This window comes from Micromonospora sp. B9E7 (assembly GCF_039871815.1).
Taxonomy (GTDB): domain Bacteria; phylum Actinomycetota; class Actinomycetes; order Mycobacteriales; family Micromonosporaceae; genus Micromonospora.
This window is the reverse complement of sequence record NZ_JBDPLX010000004.1, coordinates 179,151-197,976: the sequence shown is the minus strand read 5'-3', so window position 1 is coordinate 197,976 and position 18,826 is coordinate 179,151. Positions and strand designations below refer to the sequence as shown.

Below are 18,826 nucleotides of genomic sequence, written 5' to 3'. Positions count from 1 at the left end.
CCGGGCAACCCGTTGACAGGGCCGTGGTACGCCCGGAACTATCAGCGAACAGTTCACCGCTCCGACTGTCGTTGGTCGCCAACCGGTATGACAACGATGTCAGGGCCTGACCAGCACCACCGCACGCTCCACACTGCCCCGACCTTCGACGTACTCGACCCGGTTCGAGTCGAAAGGCACCGTCCCCCATGTCACATAGCCCCCCCGCACGTTCCCTGTCCCCCCGCCTGGTCGCCGCCACGACAGCCGTCCTGCTGCCGCTGGGACTGCTGGTGGCCGCACCCCTGGCCAACGCCGCCCCCGCCTCGGCGACACCCGGCAACTTCAGTTCCTCGTTCGAGACCGCCGACCCGCAGCCCGCCACCAGCACCGTGGAGGTCGGCGCGAACGGCAAGCCGGTCCAGGCGAACCTGAGCGGCAAGGTCACCACGCTGCCCGGCAGCCTGCTCGGGCAGGTCAGCGCGGTGACCGCGAGCGACGAGTACCAACCGCGAGAGATCGCCGCGAACCTCGCCGACGACGACTCGTCGACCAAGTGGCTCGTGTTCCAGACGACCGGCTGGGTGACCTACCGGTTCGCGAAGCCGGTGACCGTCACGCGCTACTCGCTGACCGCGGCCAACGACGCGCCGACCCGCGACCCCAGGGACTTCGTCGTGCAGGGGTCCGCCGACGGCAGCACGTGGACCGACCTGGACAAGCGCGCCGGCGAGACGTTCGGCGGCCGGTTCGCCACCAACCGGTACAGCTTCACCAACACGAACGCCTACGCCTACTACCGGCTGAACGTCACCGCGAACTCCGGTGACTCCCTGCTGCAACTGGCCGACTGGAACGTCAGCGACGGCTCGGACGTCCGTCCGCCGGCCACCCCGATGGTCAGCGAGGCCACCGCCGGGCCGAACGGCGGCTACACCACGAAGCCGGACGTCGGCTTCACCGGACTCGCCGCGCTGCGCTACTCCGGCGGCGCCGAGGGCAACGGCCGCTCGTACGCCACCAACAAGCTGTTCGACGTCAACGTCCCGGTGGGGCCGAAGACCCGACTGTCGTACAAGATCTTCCCCGAGTTCACCACCGGGAACACCCGGTACCCGTCCACCTACGCCGCCGTCGACCTGCACTTCACCGACGGCAGTTACCTGAGTGGACGCTCACCGGTCGACCAGCACGGCTACCCGCTCACCGCCGCCGGGCAGGGCGCGTCGAAGGTGCTCTTCGCCGACCAGTGGAACCTGGTGCAGGCCGACCTCGGCACGGTCGCCCGCGGCAAGACGATCGACCGCATCCTGCTCGCGTACGACAACCCGCAGGCCACCGGGGACACCCAGTTCCAGGGGTGGCTCGACGACGTCGAGCTGACGGCCGAACCGGCGTCGATCGACGGCACGAAGCTGACCAACTACGTCGACACCCGACGCGGCACCAACTCCACCAGCGGTTTCTCGCGCGGCAACAACCTGCCGATCACCGCCGTGCCGAACGGGTTCAACTTCTTCACCCCGGTGACCGACGCGACCTCCGACTCGTGGGAGTACGAGTACCACCGGATCAACAACGAGGCCAACCTGCCCATGTTGCAGGGCCTCGCGATCTCCCACGAGCCGAGCCCGTGGATGGGTGACCGCAACCAGATGTCGGTGATGCCGGTCGTCGGCGGCGGCCCGCTGACCGGTCAGCCGGCCAGCCGGGCGCTCGCCTTCAGCCACGACGACGAGATCGCACGGCCGGACCTCTACCGGGTCACGCTGCAGAACGGCCTCGTCGCGGAGATGTCGCCGACCGATCACGCCGGGATCATGCGGTTCACCTTCCCGACCGGGCAGGCGACCGGAAGCCTCGTCTTCTACAACGGCACGTTCACCATCGGCACGGACGGTGCCTTCACCGGCTGGGTCGACAACGGAAGCGGCTTCTCCGCAGGTCGTAGCCGCATGTTCGTGGCGGGTTCCTTCGACCGCGCCCCGACGGCCTCCGCCGCGACCTCGGCCACCTTCGACGTCTCCACCACCCGGGAGGTGACGATGCGCCTCGCGACGTCGTTCCTCTCCGTCGACCAGGCCCGCCGCAACCTCGATCTGGAGGTCACCGGCAAGAGCTTCGACCAGGTCCACACCGCCGCGACGGCGGTGTGGAAGGACCGGCTCGGCCGGGTCGAGGTGCGGGGCGCCACCGAATCGCAGCTCGTCTCCTTGTACTCCAACCTGTACCGGCTGAACCTCTACCCGAACTCGCAGTCGGAGAACACCGGCACGGCCGCCGCGCCGCGCTGGCAGTACGCGAGCCCCGTCTCCGCGCCCACCGGCGCGTCGACCCCCACCCAGACCGGCGCGAAGATCGTCGATGGGCAGATCTACGTCAACAACGGCTTCTGGGACACCTACCGCACCGTGTGGCCCGCCTACTCGCTGCTGTACCCGGACGTCGCCGCCCGGATCTCCGACGGGTTCGTCCAGCACTACCGTGACGGCGGCTGGATCGCCCGCTGGTCGTCTCCCGGCTACGCCGACCTGATGACCGGCACCAGCTCCAACGTGGCCCTGGCCCAGGCGTACCTCACCGGGGTCGAGCTGCCCGACCCGCTCGCGGCGTACGACGCGGCGGTGAAGGACGCGACCGTCGCGTCCGGGCGCAGCGCGGTCGGCCGCAAGGGCATCGAGACCTCCCTGTTCCTCGGCTACACGCCCACCTCCACGCACGAGTCGGTGTCGTGGGCGCTGGAGGGCTTCATCAACGACTACGGCATCGGCAACATGGGCGCGGCCCTCGCCAAGGACCCGGCCACGCCGAAGTCGGAGCGCGCCCGGCTCAAGGAGGAGTCGCGCTACTTCCTGGAGCGTGCCCGCAACTACGTCCACCTCTTCGACCCGAAGACGAAGCTCTTCCAGGGCCGCGACGCCGCCGGTAACTTCCTCGCCGGCGACCCGCTTGACTGGGGCGGCGTCTACACCGAGACCAACGGGTGGAACTTCGCCTTCACCGCCCAGCAGGACGGCCAGGGCCTCGCCAACCTCTACGGCGGGCAGAAGGCGTTGCGGGACAAGCTCGACACGTTCTTCTCCACCCCGGAGAACGCCGACCGGCCCGGTGGGTACGGCGGCATCATCCACGAGATGGTCGAGGCGCGCGCGGTACGGATGGGTCAGCTCGGCATGAGCAACCAGCCGTCGCACCACATCCCGTACATGTACAACTTCGCCGGCGCCCCGGCCAAGACGCAGGCGGCGGTACGGGAGATCCTGCGACGCCTCTACGTCGGCAGCGAGATCGGCCAGGGCTACCTGGGTGACGAGGACAACGGCGAGATGTCGTCGTGGTACATCCTCAGCTCGCTGGGCATCTACCCGCTGCAGGCCGGCTCGTCCGAGTGGACCATCGGATCGCCGCAGTTCACCAGGATGACCGTGCGTCGCCCCAACGGCGACATCGTCGTCAACGCGCCGGCCAACAGCACGCGCAACATCTACGTGCAGGACGTCAAGGTCAACGGCAAGAAGCAGCACGGTCTGTCCCTGGACGTGACCACGCTCGCCAAGGGCGGCACCATCGACTTCCAGATGGGCCCCAACCCGTCGTCCTGGGGCGGCGGCAAGAAGGACGCGCCCCCGTCGCTGACCAAGGGCGACGACGCGCCGAAGCCGTTGCAGGACACCACCGGCCCCGGTCTCGGCACCGCGACCGCGACCGGCGGTCAGGACGCGGCGAAGCTGTTCGACGACTCGTCGACCACGCAGCTGACCTTCACCTCGGCGACCCCGCAGATCACCTGGACCAACCGCGGTGGCAAGCAGAAGCCGACGTACTACACCGTGACGTCCGGTGCGAGTGCGGGCGACCCGGCGGACTGGCGCCTGCAGGGCTCCAACGACGGCATCACCTGGAGCACCCTGGACTCCCGCAGGGACCAGGCGTTCCGATGGCGCAACCAGACCCGCCCGTACACGATCGACAAGCCAGGTCGGTTCGCGCAGTTCCGACTCGCCGTCACGAAGACCGTCGGCGCCGCGCAGACCAACCTCGCCGAGATCGAGCTGCTCGCCGGTGGCGACGTGGCCATCGGCGGTGGCGACATCACGGTGACCGCCGAGGGCAGCGTGCACGCAACCTCCGGCGTACCCGTCTCGGTGCCGCTGGCGTCCGTCACCGGCGGCACCGCCGACGGCTACCGGGCCACGATCGACTGGGGTGACGGCACGCCGGTCACCGAGGGCACCCTGACGCTGAGCTCACGGGCCGTCTACCGCGTCGGCGGGTCGCACACCTACGCCACGCCGGGCTACCACCAGGCGAACGTCACGGTGACCGACGGCGAGAGCCAGAGCTCCGCGACGGTCGGCGTCGAGGTGGCGTACGCCCCGACGTCCGGCCTCACCGCCGCCTTCGACACCGTCTGTGTCGGTGACGAAGGGGTCCTCGCCGCGGACTGCGACGCCAAGTCGTGGGCGTACTCGCGGGCCGCCCTGACGGCGGGCGGCGCGGTCCAGGGCCAGCGGCAGCAGGTTCCCGGAACGGCACTGCAGTTCACGCTGCCGGTGATCCCGCCCGGGCAGCCGGACAACGCCACCGGCAACGGCGCGACCGTCGTGCTGGACCTGCCGGCCGATGCCCGCAGCATCTCGTTCATCGGCGCCGGTACGCAGGGCAACCAGAGCACCACCGGCACGGCGACGTTCAGTGACGGCAGCACGGCCAGCATCCCGATCCAGATGAGCGACTGGACGCTGGGCGGCAACGCCAACGGCACCCCGTCCTACGGCAACGTCATCGTCGCCAAGACGGCGTACCGGCTGCACGGCACCAGCCGGGACGGCGCCCAGCCGTTCCTGTTCGCCACCGCGCCGTACCAGATCCCGGCGGGCAAGACGCTGGTGTCGGTGACCCTGCCGACGCAGACCGGCGACCCCCGCTCGGCGGGCCGGATCCACGTGTTCGCCGTCGCCGACGACGGCACGCCGGCCCCCGCGCTGACCACCGACGCACCGAAGGACCAGACGGCGAACGCCGGACAGGCCCTGGCGGCGAGCCTCGGTTCGGTGACCGGTGGCGTTCCCGGTACGACTGGTTACCGCGCCCGTGTCCAGTGGGGTGACGGCACTGCTCCGGACGACGTCACCATCGACGGGTCCGGTGCGATGAGCGGGCAGCACACCTACTCCCGGGAGGGCACCTACACGGTGCGCGTCACCGCGTGGGACACGCTGTCCAGCAGCACCGAGGCGTTCACCGTGACCGTGGCGAGGGGCGGATCGCAGCCGGCGATCGCGCTCTCCGCGGCGGGCAGCGTCACCACCGGCGGTGCGATCACCGTCGACGGCAGCGGGTTCGCCGCAGGCGAGCAGGTGACCGTCAGCGTCGGCACCGACCCGGCCCGGACCACGAAGGTCGAGGCCTCCGCGAAGGGAACGGTCCGAGTTTCGGTCCCGACGTCCGACGACGCGCAGCCCGGCCGGTACGCGGTCACCGCGACCGGCGCGTCCTCCCGTACGCCGGCCACGGCCACCGTCCAGGTGACCGAGCAGGCGCAGGCACGGACCTACCAGCCGAGGGTGGCGCTGTTGACGGCCTCGGGGCCGCGTGGAACGGCGATCACGGTCGACGGTTCCGGCTTCGTGCCGAACGAGGTGGTCGCGATCACCTTCGGGAACGGTGTCGCGGTCAGCACCGTGCGCGCGAACGGTGACGGTGTCATCTCGGGCGCGACGGTGAGCGTTCCGGGATCGGCGAAGGCGGGCGCGACAAGCGTCACGCTGACCGGTGCGACGTCGGCGACGAAGGTGTCCCGACCGTTCACGGTCACCGGCTAGAACGGAGTAGACGGGTTGGGCGGGCCGTGTTCACGGCCCGCCCAACGCGGGGCGGACTGACCGCCGCAGTGCGGTATATCGTCGGCCACCATGGCGGAATACGCGCTTCTCGCGTACGGGCGTGACGCCGCCCTGGCCGCCGCCGCACTGGTCCACACTCGCGCGGGCTGATCCCGCAGCGGCCGACTTTCGGACGACGATCGACTCGGATCTGATGACTTCGGGGTATCGAGACCACATGGATGCCCCGACTTCCACGAACGCGAGTGGATCAGGCAGGGGGGTGGGCGCGGGCCGCGCTGAGTCGGAGGTGCCACCGCGACCCACGGCCGGTGAGCCGGACGATCGCCAACGGCTCCACCTCCACCTGCCGGTACGTCGCCAGCGGCAGGTTCAGGGCGTGCACGACCGCAACCCGGATCACCAGCGGGTGGGCGACCGCGGTGATTCGCCGGTCAGCGCCTCGATGCCCGTCCAACCAGCGACCGACGCGGTCCCGCAGAGCGGCGACGGATTCACCGCCGTGCGGTGCGGACTCCGGTTCGGACAGCCATTCGTGCAGCGCCTGCGGCTGCTCGACGGCGATCTCCTCGATCGACCGCCCGGTCCAGTCGCCGTGGTCACAGTCCGCCAACGCCTCATCGATGGTGGGCAGCAGGCCGAGTGCGTCGGCGGTCTGGGTGGCCGCCGCCGCCGGACTGGACACGCACGCGCCGTCGACGCCGAGGTGCCCACGTCGGTCCGGTCGAGCCTGGGCCAGCGCGAGGGCGGCCCGCAGGCCGCCCTCGTCCAGGCCGTCGTCGGATCCGCCGAAGCTGGCCCGACGCAGGGCGGTGGTGTGCGCGTGGGCGACCAGCCGGAGGCTGGTGGCGGTCACGTGCTCGGAAGTGCCGCGGCGGTCCGGCGACGCCGGTCGTGGTGCATCAGGGCCCCGAACAGCAGGCCGATCCCGGTCCAGAGCACCACCTGGGTGCCGAGGGAGGCCAGCCGGAAGTCCCACAGCAATGTCGCCGGGAAGTCGGCGGGGACCTCCTGGAACGAGGGAAGCACCACGTAGGACACCACGGTGACCAGCAGGAATCCGCCGACGGCCACGGCGACGCGCTGCCACAGCGGCGCCTGGGCGCCGACCGACCGGTAGCCCAGCGAGCCCGCCCAGACGGCGACCAGACCGAGCACCACCATCAGCAGGTAGGTGACGGTGCGTTGGTTGATGGTGGCCGGGTCGCCGACCGCCGGCGGGTTCGCCGGGTACTTGAGGAACGGCACGATCACCGCGCCGAGCAGCGCCGCGCCGGCCAGCAGCAGGCCCGACCGTCCGTCGTCGTAGGTGCGCCGTCGGCGCGACAGCAGGACGTACGCCGTGGCCAGCAGACCACCCATCGCGGCACCGAACAGGCCGGTGGCCAGGAACAGGCCGCCACGCTGGCCATCTCGGCCGACCAGGGCATCCTCGTGGTCGTGCGCGCCCGCGGCGGGCTCGGCGTGCGCCGACGCCGCCTCCTCGATCGCGATGGCCGCCTCGACGTGCGGTTCGCCGGCGACATAGGCGAACGTCCCGGCGAGCAGCCCGGCGATCAGGCCGGCGAGCAGCCCGCGGACGAGGACGGTGACGAACGGGGGAGCGGTGGTGGCGTTCAGTGGCACGGAACACCCAGCAGGTGCCGGCCGTCGTGCATCAGCTCGTGCAGGTACATGCCGCTGCGCGACACCGCGCCCTGGTCGAAGGCGACGAGGTAGGCCAGCAGGGTGAGCGCGACGACGGTCGCCAACACCGTCCACAGCAGACGCGTGGTGCCAGCGGGGTTGACCAACGGCTGGCTGGACGTGGAACTGGACATGTGATCACGGACCTCCCCGGGGATGACGCGTCCCCATCGCAAGGCTGCGGACGACCGAGCGTCCTGGCTCGCGGCCCCTCGTCAGGTGGGGGAACCGCTCACAGTGGCGCGACCGCGCCGGAATCACACCGGCTTCCCTCGCGTCGCCGCAGATAGTGGGTCGACGGTATCGGTGCCGCCTCAGGCGGTCAACCCGGCCCCGAACATGGACGCGCCACCGGCCGACGCGCAGGGGCTGGCGTCGGTATCGGCGGATCCGACACCGCAAAGGTGTTCGTGGCCGGCTGGGAGCGTGCCTGCCGAGTTCCCGCTGGTGCGCGCGTTCTGCGGCCTGCGATCCGCCTGTTACCGCTAACATGGTCAAACTGCCAGATCGGGTCCGTGGCACTGGAACGACCGGACGTTCGACCATTCGCTGAGCGGGGTGTGGGGTGGACGTGAGCGCGCCCGGGACGGGTTCGATGACGCCCGGTGACGCCGCACGGCAGCCAGGGATCGTCGACGCGCACCATCACCTCTGGGTTCGGGCCCGGCACCCGCAGCCCTGGATCGACCCGCACACCATGGCCGCGATCGACGACGACTTCACCCCGGTCGATCTCGGCCCGGCGACCCGGGCCGCCGGAGTCACCCAGACCGTCGTCGTGCAGTCCGTCGCCGCCCGGTCGGAGACGCCCGAGCTGCTGGGGATCGCGGCCGACGACCCCCTCATCGCCGGGGTCGTCGGTTGGGTCGACCTCACCGCCGGCGATGTCGCCGAGCGACTGGACCGACTCCGGGCGGCACGAGGTGGCGAGCGGCTCGTCGGGATCCGTCATCCCGTCCAGTCCGAGCCCGACCCGGCGTATCTCGACCGTTCCGACGTCAGACGGGGGATCGCCGCGGTCGGTGCTGCCGGCCTCGCCTTCGACCTGCTCGTACGCCATCATCAGTTGCCGGCGGCCACCCGGCTCGTTCGCGATCTGCCCCAGGTGCGGTTCGTCCTGGACCACCTCGGTAAGCCGTCGCTCGGGAGCGGCGGTCTGGGCGACTGGCCCCGGGACCTACGGGCGCTCGCCGCCGAGCCCAACACGACGGCGAAGCTCTCCGGCCTGGTGACCGAGGTGAGCGGTGGCCCCTGGACAGCGGCGGACCTGAGGCCGGCCGTCGAGCACGCGCTCGACGTGTTCGGGCCGGGCCGGCTGATGTTCGGCTCGGACTGGCCGGTGTGTCTGCTCGCCACCTCGTACACCCGCTGGGTGCGGGTCCTCGGCGACCTGCTGGACCCGCTGGCCGACGACGAGCGTGCGGCGATCTGGCGACGGACCGCCTGCCGGGAGTACCGAGTGGCGCCGTCGTGATCCGGCAGTTGGCGCGTGGGCTGAGCGGTCGGTAGGTCTCGGCGACACGGCCGTGCCCGTGACCGTCCCCGGGCATAGGATGTTATCGATAACATGCTCGGGTTGGTCCACCGGAAGGTGCGAGGCGCGCATGGGCGTTGGGGCCGGACTTCGCGATCCTGTATGGACCGTCGCTGGTCAATCGTCTGCCGGCCGCACGTCGGCGGTCGGGCCCGTGCCGGTCGGCCCGCAGTCGTGCCGTTGTGATCAGACCTATGTGCCAGGCGGCTCTGGTAACGATGACAAAACATAGTTGTAAGACCTTGGCAACGCGCATTCGCGCATGGCATGGTAACGGCTGATCAAGGGAAACATCTGATCTATCGTCACGGTGAGGCAGGTTCAGGCCAGACCCTCTCCTCTCCGGGGAGGCTCGGTCGCTCATAGGTGCTCGGCACGACGGCGGGTTCTCCGTCGAGTGCTGGCCCCACGCTTGGGGAGGTCAGGTCCGACGATGAGTACCGTCGAGGCATCCGCCGGCACGCAGCGCGGCGAACTCGCTGACTGGTTCCGGGAGCGGATCTCCCACGCCGTCTCCGAGTTCACCGCCGCCACCGCGTTGGTCGTCCTGTTCGTCGCGTTGACCTTCGCGAGTCCCTACTTCCTGACGGCGGACAACCTCTTCAACATCGGGGCACAGACGGCGGTGATCGCCATCATCGCCACGGCGCAGACGATGGTCATCATCACGAAGGGCATCGACCTGTCCGTGGGGTCGGTGGCCGCGCTCGCCGGCGTGCTGGGCGCGATGGTCGTCCGCGACCTCGGCTTCTCCCTCTGGGCCGCGACGGCGGTCGCGATCGGCGTCGGCGCGCTGGCCGGGCTGTTGAACGGGCTGCTGGTGACGGCGGCCCGGATTCCGCCGTTCATCGCGACCCTGGGAACGATGTCCGTGGGCCGCGGTCTCGTCTTCATCATCACCGGCGCGGTCGGCGTCTACGGCCTACCCCGGTCGTTCCAGCTGCTGGGCAACGGGGAGATCATCGGCATTCCGTTCGCCGTCGTGATCACCGTCCTCGTCGCCGTCGGGGTCGCCTTCCTGCTCTCCCAGACCCGCTTCGGTCAGTACACCTACGCGATGGGCTCCAACCTGGAGGCCGCGCGCCGCTCCGGCATCCGGGTGGGACGTCACCTGACCGGGGTGTACGTGCTGGCGGGCGTGCTGGTCGGGCTCGGTGGCATGATCGCCGCCTCCCGCGTCAACTCCGGCCAGCCGAACTACGGCATCTCGCTGGAGCTCGACGTCATCGCCGCCGCGGTCATCGGCGGAGCCAGCCTGTTCGGGGGCCAGGGTCGGATCGTCGGGACGATCATCGGCGCCTTCCTCATCGCCCTGGTGCGCAACGGGGCCGTCCTGCTCGACATCAGCATCCACTACCAGCAGGTGATCGTCGGCCTGATCATCTGGGCCGCCGTCTACTTCGACCAGTACCGCCGCCGGCGGCTGGAATCGCGGGGTTGACATGCCATTCCACGAGTCCGAACGAGGAAGGACACACACCATGGCACACACCACCACCAGCCGACCGGGGCGCAAGCCCCTCCTGCGCGCACAGGCCATCCTGGCCGCGGTCGCCGCCACCGCTCTGCTCAGCGCGTGCGGCGGAGTCGAGGTCCGGGACGGCGGAGACGGCGCGACCAAGGACACGAGCGGTCCGTTGAAGCTCGCCGTCGTACCGAAGGCCGTCGGAGCCGACTACTGGAACACGGTGAAGGCGGGTGCGGAGTGTGCCGCGCAGCGCGCGGGGGACGTCACCGTCCAGTGGGACGGGGTGACCGCCGAGACCGACGTCGAGGGCCAGGTCAACCTGATCCAGAACTTCGTCACCAAGAAGGTCGACGGCATCGTCTACGCGGCGACCGACTCCAGCGCGCTGGCGCCCGCCACCGACAAGGCGCTCGCCGCCAAGATCCCGGTCGCGATGATCGACTCCGGCACCAGCCCGCAGCCGTCCGGCGTGCCGCTCTTCGCCACCGACAACCGCGCCTCGGCGACCGAGGCGGCGAAGCTGCTCGCCACCGAGCTGGGCCCCGGCAACCACGACGTCGCCCTGGTCGAGTTCCAGCCCGGATCACAGACAAACACCGAGCGGGTCGACGGATTCAAGGCCGGCCTGGCCCAGTTCCCCAACCTGAAGCTGGTCGGCCAGCAGCCCAGCCGCAGTGACGTCAACGAGGCGCGGCGGGTCACCGAGAACATCCTCACCGCCAACCCCAACCTCAAGGGCATCTTCGCGGCCAACGAGCCGAGTGTGCTCGGCGCCGCACAGGCCATCCAGGCGGCGGGCAAGTCGGGCAAGGTGGTCATCATCGGTTGGGACGCCGCCCCGGACGAGGTGGCCGGGCTGCGCAGCGGTCAGATTTCGGCGCTGGTCGTGCAGAACCCGTTCAAGATGGGCTACTTCGGCGTCGACAAGATGGTCAAGCACCTCCGGGACAAGGCGCCACTCGCCTCGGCCGACACCGGCGTCACGTTCGTCACCAAGGAGAACATCGACTCGGCGGAGATCAAGGCGGTGCTCGAGCCCAGCTGCGCCAACCCCCCGGTGCAGTGATGGGCGCGACTCCGACGGCCACCGCCGACGCACTGCCGCCCGCCGGGGACCCACCGGTCCTGGAGGCCCGCGGCATCGTCAAGCGCTTCGGGCACGTCGAGGCGTTGCGTGGAGCCGACTTCACGGTCCACCGAGGTGAGGTCGTCGCGCTGATCGGCGACAACGGCGCCGGGAAGAGTACGCTGATCAAGACGCTCTCCGGTGTGCATCCGCCGGACGAGGGCGAGATCCGGGTGAGTGGTCGGCCGGTGCAGTTCTCGACCCCGGTCGACGCCCGGCGCGCGGGGGTGGAGACCGTCTACCAGGATCTCGCCGTCGCCGACGACCTCAGCGTGGCCGCCAACCTGTATCTCGGGAGGGAGATCCTGCGCTCCGGACCGCTCGGTCGGCTGGGGCTGCTGGACAAACGCGCCATGCGGCAGGGCGCCGCCGCGGCCCTCGACGAACTCGGTGTGCGGATCCCGCGGGTCACCACCCCGATCGCCATGTTGTCAGGTGGGCAACGGCAGTGCGTCGCGGTGGCCCGTGCCATCATCTGGGCGACCAACGTGGTCATCCTCGACGAACCCACCGCCGCGCTCGGGGTGGTCCAGACCGGGCGGGTCCTCGACGTCGTCCGACGCGCCCGCGACGCCGGCATGTCGGTGGTGCTGGTGAGCCACAACATGCCGCAGGTGCTCGACATCGCCGACCGGGTCGAGGTGCTGCGCCTCGGTCGCCGCGCGGCCCAACTTCGCGCCGACGAGGTCAGCACCGACGACCTCGTCGCGGCGATGACCGGGAGCACCAGCGCGGACCGGGACGAGCGGTGACGGCGGACAGCCTGGCCGACGGCGACGGTTGGCGTGGCCGATGACAGGCCCACTCGGTCGACGGACCACCGTGGACGCCGCCCGCCCACCGCTGCGGCTCAGCCCACTGGGCTTCGGTGCCGCACAGGGCGGCAACCTCTACCGGGCGACGTCGGACGAGGAGTTCGCCGCCGCCGTGGACACCGCGTGGGAAGGCGGCATCCGATACTTCGACACCGCGCCGCACTACGGGCTCGGCCTGTCCGAACGACGTCTGGGTGCCGCCCTCCGGTCCCGCCCGCGTGCCGAGTACGTGGTGTCCACCAAGGTCGGTCGGCTGCTCGTGCCGTCGCCGGAGAGCGCGCACCTGCGTGACCCGCAGGGGTTCGACGTGCCCGCTGACCACCGGCGGGTCTGGGACTTCAGTCGCGACGGCGTACACCGTTCGGTGGAGGCGAGCCTTCGACGCACCGGCCTGGACCGGATCGACGTGGTCTACCTGCACGACCCGGACGACCATTGGGAGCAGGCCGCGTACGAGGCGGTGCCGGCGCTGGTGGAGCTGCGCGAGCAGGGCGTGGTCGGCGCGATCGGTGCGGGGATGAACCAGTCCGCGATGCTGGCCCGTTTCGTCGCCGAGACCGACGTGGACGTGGTGATGTGCGCCGGCCGGTACACGCTGCTGGAGCAGGGCGCGTTGACCGACCTGCTGCCCGCCGCGCAGGCCCGCCGCGTCGGTGTGGTGATCGCCGGGGTCTACAACTCCGGGCTGCTGGCCCGGGACCTGCCGCCGAGCGACGCCGCCTACAACTACCAGCGGGCACCGCTGGAGGTGGTCGGCCAGGCCCGCCGGATCGCCCGGGTCTGCCAGACGTACGGCGTCACGCTGCCCCAGGCGGCGCTGGCGTTCGTCCGTCGGCACCCGGCCGTGGTCTCGACGGTGGTCGGCGTGCGGAACGCGGTCCAGGTGACCGAGACCCTGCGCCGCTTCGACGCCGACGTCCCGGACCAGCTCTGGGTGGCGCTGTACGAGGCGGGGCTGCTCGACGTCCAGCCGTGAGGCTCGACGGTCAGGATCGCGTCGTCTCGGTGGTCGCGTCCGCGTCGTCGGGTGACCCCTGCAGGGACTCCTCCACACCGATCAGGTGGTTCGCCATCCGGGTGCGGGCCCGCTCCGGGTCGCGGGCCACCAGGGCCTTCAGGATCGCCACGTGTTCGTCATGGGTGCGCCGGTCCGCGCCCTCCTCGTGCAGGCTCCGCCAGAGCCGCCCGCGGATGGTGCGCCCGGCGAAGGCCTCGATCAGGCCGACGAGCACCGGATTCTCGGCGTGCACGGCGATGATCCGGTGGAAGGCGATGTCGATCTCGAGGATGCGTTCGTGGTCCTGCGGTGTCTGGCCGACCATCCGGGCCGCCTCGTCGAGGAGTTCCCCCGCCTGGGCGAGCGCCTCGTCGGTGATCCTGGTCGCGGCCAGCCGGGCGGCCTCGCACTCCAGCAGCCGCCGGACGGTGTGGATGTGCCGCGGGTCGCCCTGACCCTGGAAGTCCACCACGAAGCCCATCGGCGCCAGCAGTTGCGGCGCGTCGAGGTTGGTGACGTAGGTGCCGTCACCCTGGCGGATGTTGACGATGCCGAGGATGGACAGGGCCGACATCCCCTCGCGCAGCGAGCCGCGGGAGACGCCGAGCGACTCGGCGAGGTCCTTCTCGATCGGCAGTCGGTCCCCGGGCTTGAACTTCCCGTCCAGGATCATCCGCTTGATGCCGTTCACCACTTCGTCAGTGCGAGACATGATTCCCCTAGCGGCCGGCGGGGGTGGCCTTCCCACCCGCGATCACGTACGCCGCCTCCGGAGATGACACGGTAGTCGGGTCTGCCGCCGCCCAGTAGTGGCCGTCGGGAAACCGGTAGAGCGCGATCGACTCGGGGCGCATCCGGGTGGAGTAGCCGGGCTGGTCGGGCAGGACGTAACCGCTGCCCGAGCCGGTGTCGCGGATGACGCACGGGTCGGTGAAGTGCTCGTGCAGGTGGTCGACGAACTCGGTGACCCGGTTGGTGAGATCTCCGGAGACCGCGACGTAGTCGAGCACCGACACGTGTTGGACCATCTCGCACAGCCCGACGCCGCCGGCGTGCGGGCAGACCGGGATGTCGAACTTCGCGGCGAGGAGCAGCACGGCGACGATCTCGTTGATGCTGGCCAACCGGCCGGTGTCCAGCTGGCAGAAGTCGATGGCTCCGGCCTGGAACAGCTGCTTGAACATCACCCGGTTGTGGCAGTGCTCGCCGGTGGCGACGCCGATCGGGGCGACGGCCCGGCGGACGGCCGCGTGGCCCAGGATGTCGTCCGGGCTGGTCGGCTCCTCGATCCACAGCGGCGTGAAGCGGGCGAGGGCGGTGACCCACTCGATGGCCTGACCGACGTCCCACACCTGGTTGGCGTCGATCATCAGGTTGCGGTCCGGGCCGAGGATCTCCCGGGCGATCGCGCACCGGCGGATGTCGTCGTCGAGGTTGGCGCCCACCTTGAGCTTGACGTAGCCGTAGCCGCTGTCGACCGCTTCCTGGCACAACCGGCGCAGCTTGTCGTCGCCGTAGCCGAGCCAGCCGGCCGAGGTGGTGTAGGCGGGGTAGCCGGTCCGGTCGAGCTGGGCGAGGCGGTCGGCCTTGGTGCTCTCCTTGGCCCGCAGGATGGCCAGTGCCTCGTCCCGGGTCAGGGCGTCGGAGAGGTAGCGCAGGTCCGCGATGTCGACGAGTTGTTCGGGGGACATGTCCACCAGTAGGCGCCACAGCGGTTTGTCGGCGAGCCGGGCGACCAGGTCCCACGAGGCGTTCAGCACGGCCGCGAGCGACAGGTGGACGACGCCCTTCTCGGGCCCGAGCCACCGCAGTTGCGAGTCGGACGTGAGCAGGCGGTAGACCGCCCCCATGTCGGCGGCCATCGTCGCCACGTCCAGACCCACGAGGTTCTGTGCCTGGTGGACCGCTGCGGCGGCGACGATGTCGTTGCCCCGACCGATGGTGAAGGTCAGGCCGTGGCCCGCGAGCGGCGCGCCCACGCTGTCGGTGCCGTCGGTGTGCAGGACGACGTAGGCCGCCGAGTAGTCGCCGTCCTTGTTCATGGCGTCTGACCCGTCAGCGGTCAGGGAGGTGGGGAAGCGGACGTCCTCGACGGTGACAGCAGTGATCTGCGGCATGCGCTCCTCGCCCGGCTAGGCCAAAGATCAGATGATCATTTGGAGTATACGGAGGCTGAATCAGATGCGTCAACGACGTCGATCACCTAGTCGGCGCAGACATCCAATGTTTCGGGTCAGGAATGAACCGCTGGCGGCGGGGGTGTCAGAGGCGCAGCGGTCAGGGCCGGCATCGGCGGTCGGGTGGGGTTCTGAAGGTTGGATGTTCGCTTCGGGTGGGCAGATCGACGGCGAATTATGCGCAACATTCCTTACCTCTGTGGACTCTATACATCACACCTTTGTGGATCGCTGCCAGCGACTGCCCGCCCCGGACTGCCGGTGCCGGCGGCCGGTGGCACGACGAGGTCGCGAGAAGGGGGCGCGGCCGGGTGACGGTCGTCACCGCTCGGCCGTCGACACGCCGACACCGACATGTGGGGTGTGACAACCGCCGCGTCCCTATATATGGTGTCGAACGCAGCTGGTTCGGCCGCTCATCCGGCGCGGTCGAGGCAAGAGGGAACCCGGTGGAATTCCGGGACTGTCCCGCAGCGGTGAGTGGGAACGACAGCCGTCATCAGCACTGGGCCACCAAGCGGCCTGGGAAGCGACGGCCAGTAGGAGACCGGCCAGCCCGGTCGTGCCCACGAGTCCGAAGACCTGCCAGCGCGCCGCGTACCCGCACCCGGGTGGGCGGCGGTCCGAGGCCGCGTGGGACGGCTGACGCCACCTGACCCACGCCGGGCTGGCGTGGCGTCCGTCGGTGTCTGTCTCCTCGCGTCCGGACCACCAGGTCTCGAACTCCGAGGAGCGAGTGGTGACAGTCACCGAGGTAGTCCCGGCCAGCGCCGACGCCGCCCTGCGGCGGACGCCGATGCAGGTCCGCAAGCGCGACGGCGCCACCGAACCCGTGGACGTGAACAAGATCGTCCGGGCGGTCGAGCGGTGGGCCGACGACCTGACCGACGTCGACCCGATGCGCGTCGCCACCCGCACCATCAGCGGCCTGTACGACGGCGCGACGACTGCCGAACTGGACCGGCTGTCCATCCAGACGGCGGCCGAGATGATCGGTGAGGAGCCGCAGTACTCGCGCCTCGCCGCCCGGCTGTTGGCCGGCTACGTCGACAAGGAGGTGCGTCGGCAGGGCATCGCCTCGTTCAGCGCGGCGATCCGGGTCGGCCACGCCGAGGGCCTGATCGGAGACGACACCGCCGCGCTCGTCGCCGCACACGCCGACATGCTCGACGACGCTGTCGACCCGGACGGCGACCGGCGGTTCGAGTACTTCGGGCTACGCACGGTGTACGACAGGTACCTGCTGCGCCACCCCACCAGGCGGCTGGTGCTGGAGACCCCGCAGTACTGGCTGCTGCGGGTGTCCTGCGGCCTGTCCCGTACGCCGGACGAGGCGGTCGGCTTCTACCGGCTGATGTCCAGCCTGGCCTACCTGCCCAGCTCACCGACGTTGTTCAACTCCGGTACCCGGCACACCCAGATGTCCTCCTGCTACCTGGTCGACTCTCCGCTCGACGAGCTGGACTCGATCTACGCGCGGTACGCCCAGGTCGCCAACCTGTCCAAGTTCGCCGGCGGCATCGGCATCGCGTACTCCCGGGTCCGGTCCCGGGGCGCGTTGATCCGCGGCACCAACGGGCAGTCCAACGGGATCGTGCCGTGGCTGCGCACGCTGGACGCGAGCGTCGCCGCGGTCAACCAGGGTGGCCGGCGCAAGGGCGCGGCGTGCGTCTACCTGGAGCCGTGGCACCCGGACATCGAGGAGTTCCTGCAACTGCGGGACAACACCGGCGAGGACGCCCGGCGCACCCACAACCTGAACCTGGCCAACTGGGTTCCGGACGAGTTCATGCGCCGGGTCGAGGCCGACGAGATGTGGTCGCTGTTCGACCCGCACGAGGTGCCCGAACTGCCCGACCTGTGGGGGGAGCGGTTCGACGCCGCGTACCGCGAGGCCGAGGCGCAGGGCCGCTACGTGCGGCAGGTCCCGGCGCGGGAGCTGTACGGGAAGATGATGCGGACCCTGGCCCAGACCGGCAACGGGTGGATGACCTTCAAGGACGCGTCGAACCGGCTGTGCAACCAGACCGCCGAACCGGGCAACGTGGTGCACCTGTCCAACCTCTGCACCGAGATCGTCGAGGTGTCCAGCGACGCCGAGACGGCCGTGTGCAACCTCGGTTCGGTGAACCTCGCCGCCCACCTGGTCGACGGTGGCATCGACTGGGAGCGGCTGCGCGCCACGGTCCGTACCGCGGTGACCTTCCTCGACCGGGTCATCGACATCAACTACTACCCGACCACCCAGGCGGCGGCGAGCAACCCCCGCTGGCGGCCGGTCGGGCTCGGGCTGATGGGCCTGCAGGACGTCTTCTTCGCGCTGCGGCTGCCGTTCGACTCGCCGGCCGCCCGGGAGCTGTCCACCCGGGTCAGCGAGGAGTTGTACCTGACCGCGCTGGAGACCTCCACCGACCTGGCGCGACAGTTCGGCGCGCACCCGACGTACGCCCAGACCCGGGCCGCGCGGGGCCAGTTGCAGCCCGACCTGTGGGGTGTCGAGGGTACGCAGACCGCCCGGTGGGACGCGCTGCGGGAACGGGTCGCGGCGCACGGGCTGCGTAACTCGCTGCTGGTGGCCGTCGCCCCGACCGCGACCATCGCCTCGATCGCCGGGTGCTACGAGTGCATCGAGCCGCAGGTGTCGAACCTGTTCAAGCGCGAGACGCTGTCCGGGGAGTTCCTCCAGGTCAACACCGCCCTGGTCCGCGAGCTGAAGGCCCGTGGCCTGTGGACCGACCGGATCCGGTCGGCGATCAAGCGGGCCGAGGGGTCGGTGCAGGACATCGCCGAGCTGCCGGCCGGCGTCCGGGAGTTGTTCCGCACCGCGTGGGAGCTGCCGCAGCGGGCGCTGATCGACCTGGCCGCCGCCCGTGCCCCGTTCATCGACCAGTCCCAGTCGCTGAACCTGTTCCTGGCCGCGCCGACCATCGGCAAGCTCTCCTCGATGTACCTGTACGCCTGGAAGGCCGGGCTGAAGACCACCTACTACCTGCGCTCGCGTCCCGCGACCCGGATCCAGCAGGCCACCGTCAGCGCGGTCGCACCGGTCGCGCCCATCACCGTCGGCGCTGTCGACGCGGACGCGCTGGCCTGCTCGCTGGAGAACCCCGAGTCGTGCGAGGCCTGCCAGTGACCCCCGCCGACACCACGACCGACGCCGGCACCACCGACACCGGCACCACCGACACGAGGACCACG

General features: G+C 70.4%; 12 protein-coding genes and 2 riboswitches. Of the genes, 7 read left to right on the top strand and 5 right to left on the bottom strand.

Translation table 11 applies throughout. The features are described 5' to 3' along the window. Positions 1–188 precede the first annotated feature (188 nt). On the top strand, positions 189–5,804 hold the full coding sequence (locus ABGB10_RS08685; protein WP_347660334.1) for a GH92 family glycosyl hydrolase: 5,616 nt from the start codon (positions 189–191) through the stop codon (positions 5,802–5,804). Positions 5,805–6,075: 271 nt separating this feature from the next. Here the strand turns inward: ABGB10_RS08685 and ABGB10_RS08680 are convergent, their stop codons facing one another. The 3 genes from ABGB10_RS08680 to ABGB10_RS08670 are packed head-to-tail and all read right to left on the bottom strand — an operon-like array spanning position 6,076 to position 7,645. Continuing rightward, a complete protein-coding gene (locus ABGB10_RS08680; protein WP_347660333.1) occupies positions 6,076–6,681 on the bottom strand; it encodes a histidine phosphatase family protein in 606 nt (201 codons plus the stop codon). Then, on the bottom strand, positions 6,678–7,451 hold the full coding sequence (locus tag ABGB10_RS08675) for a CbtA family protein (RefSeq protein ID WP_347660332.1): 774 nt from the start codon (positions 7,449–7,451) through the stop codon (positions 6,678–6,680). Before ABGB10_RS08675 ends, ABGB10_RS08680 begins: the two co-directional genes overlap by 4 nt. After that, complete coding sequence (locus ABGB10_RS08670) at positions 7,442–7,645, bottom strand: CbtB domain-containing protein (RefSeq protein ID WP_179778661.1); 204 nt, start codon at positions 7,643–7,645, stop codon at positions 7,442–7,444. The genes ABGB10_RS08675 and ABGB10_RS08670 overlap by 10 nt, the downstream gene beginning before the upstream one ends. 58 nt (positions 7,646–7,703) lie before the next feature. After that, positions 7,704–7,782: riboswitch (cobalamin riboswitch) on the bottom strand. A gap of 324 nt (positions 7,783–8,106) precedes the next feature. Between ABGB10_RS08670 and ABGB10_RS08665 the strand changes: the two genes are divergently transcribed. From ABGB10_RS08665 to ABGB10_RS08645, 5 genes are all read left to right on the top strand, one after another. Further along, on the top strand, positions 8,107–8,985 hold the full coding sequence (locus ABGB10_RS08665; RefSeq protein ID WP_347660331.1) for an amidohydrolase family protein: 879 nt from the start codon (positions 8,107–8,109) through the stop codon (positions 8,983–8,985). A gap of 493 nt (positions 8,986–9,478) precedes the next feature. Then, positions 9,479–10,486, top strand: coding sequence for an ABC transporter permease (locus ABGB10_RS08660; protein ID WP_347660330.1), 1,008 nt, complete (start codon positions 9,479–9,481; stop codon positions 10,484–10,486). Positions 10,487–10,526: 40 nt separating this feature from the next. Further along, positions 10,527–11,579, top strand: coding sequence for an ABC transporter substrate-binding protein (locus ABGB10_RS08655; RefSeq protein WP_347660329.1), 1,053 nt, complete (start codon positions 10,527–10,529; stop codon positions 11,577–11,579). Further along, positions 11,579–12,391, top strand: coding sequence for an ATP-binding cassette domain-containing protein (locus tag ABGB10_RS08650; protein ID WP_347660328.1), 813 nt, complete (start codon positions 11,579–11,581; stop codon positions 12,389–12,391). The genes ABGB10_RS08655 and ABGB10_RS08650 overlap by 1 nt, the downstream gene beginning before the upstream one ends. Positions 12,392–12,431: 40 nt before the next feature. Next, a complete protein-coding gene (locus ABGB10_RS08645) occupies positions 12,432–13,430 on the top strand; it encodes an aldo/keto reductase (protein ID WP_347660327.1) in 999 nt (332 codons plus the stop codon). A 10-nt stretch (positions 13,431–13,440) separates the two neighbouring features. Here the strand turns inward: ABGB10_RS08645 and ABGB10_RS08640 are convergent, their stop codons facing one another. Together ABGB10_RS08640 and ABGB10_RS08635 are read right to left on the bottom strand one after the other, a co-directional pair. Beyond that, entirely contained in the window at positions 13,441–14,163 is a 723-nt protein-coding gene (locus ABGB10_RS08640) for a FadR/GntR family transcriptional regulator (protein WP_347660326.1), read from the bottom strand. Between the two features lie 7 nt (positions 14,164–14,170). Further along, complete coding sequence (locus ABGB10_RS08635; protein WP_347660325.1) at positions 14,171–15,568, bottom strand: enolase C-terminal domain-like protein; 1,398 nt, start codon at positions 15,566–15,568, stop codon at positions 14,171–14,173. Between the two features lie 447 nt (positions 15,569–16,015). After that, positions 16,016–16,233, top strand: a riboswitch (cobalamin riboswitch). Between the two features lie 191 nt (positions 16,234–16,424). On the opposite strand from ABGB10_RS08635, the gene ABGB10_RS08630 reads away from it, so the two are divergent. Continuing rightward, entirely contained in the window at positions 16,425–18,761 is a 2,337-nt protein-coding gene (locus ABGB10_RS08630) for a ribonucleoside-diphosphate reductase subunit alpha (RefSeq protein ID WP_347660481.1), read from the top strand. Positions 18,762–18,826: the final 65 nt, after the last annotated feature.

Coding starts and splice junctions, on each gene's coding strand:
- ABGB10_RS08685 (WP_347660334.1), top strand. CDS start 189: ATGTCACATAGCCCCCCCGCACGTTCCCTGTCCCCCCGCCTGGTCGCC.
- ABGB10_RS08670 (WP_179778661.1), bottom strand. CDS start 7,645: ATGTCCAGTTCCACGTCCAGCCAGCCGTTGGTCAACCCCGCTGGCACC.
- ABGB10_RS08665 (WP_347660331.1), top strand. CDS start 8,107: ATGACGCCCGGTGACGCCGCACGGCAGCCAGGGATCGTCGACGCGCAC.
- ABGB10_RS08660 (WP_347660330.1), top strand. CDS start 9,479: ATGAGTACCGTCGAGGCATCCGCCGGCACGCAGCGCGGCGAACTCGCT.
- ABGB10_RS08655 (WP_347660329.1), top strand. CDS start 10,527: ATGGCACACACCACCACCAGCCGACCGGGGCGCAAGCCCCTCCTGCGC.
- ABGB10_RS08650 (WP_347660328.1), top strand. CDS start 11,579: ATGGGCGCGACTCCGACGGCCACCGCCGACGCACTGCCGCCCGCCGGG.
- ABGB10_RS08645 (WP_347660327.1), top strand. CDS start 12,432: ATGACAGGCCCACTCGGTCGACGGACCACCGTGGACGCCGCCCGCCCA.
- ABGB10_RS08640 (WP_347660326.1), bottom strand. CDS start 14,163: ATGTCTCGCACTGACGAAGTGGTGAACGGCATCAAGCGGATGATCCTG.
- ABGB10_RS08635 (WP_347660325.1), bottom strand. CDS start 15,568: ATGCCGCAGATCACTGCTGTCACCGTCGAGGACGTCCGCTTCCCCACC.
- ABGB10_RS08630 (WP_347660481.1), top strand. CDS start 16,425: ATGCAGGTCCGCAAGCGCGACGGCGCCACCGAACCCGTGGACGTGAAC.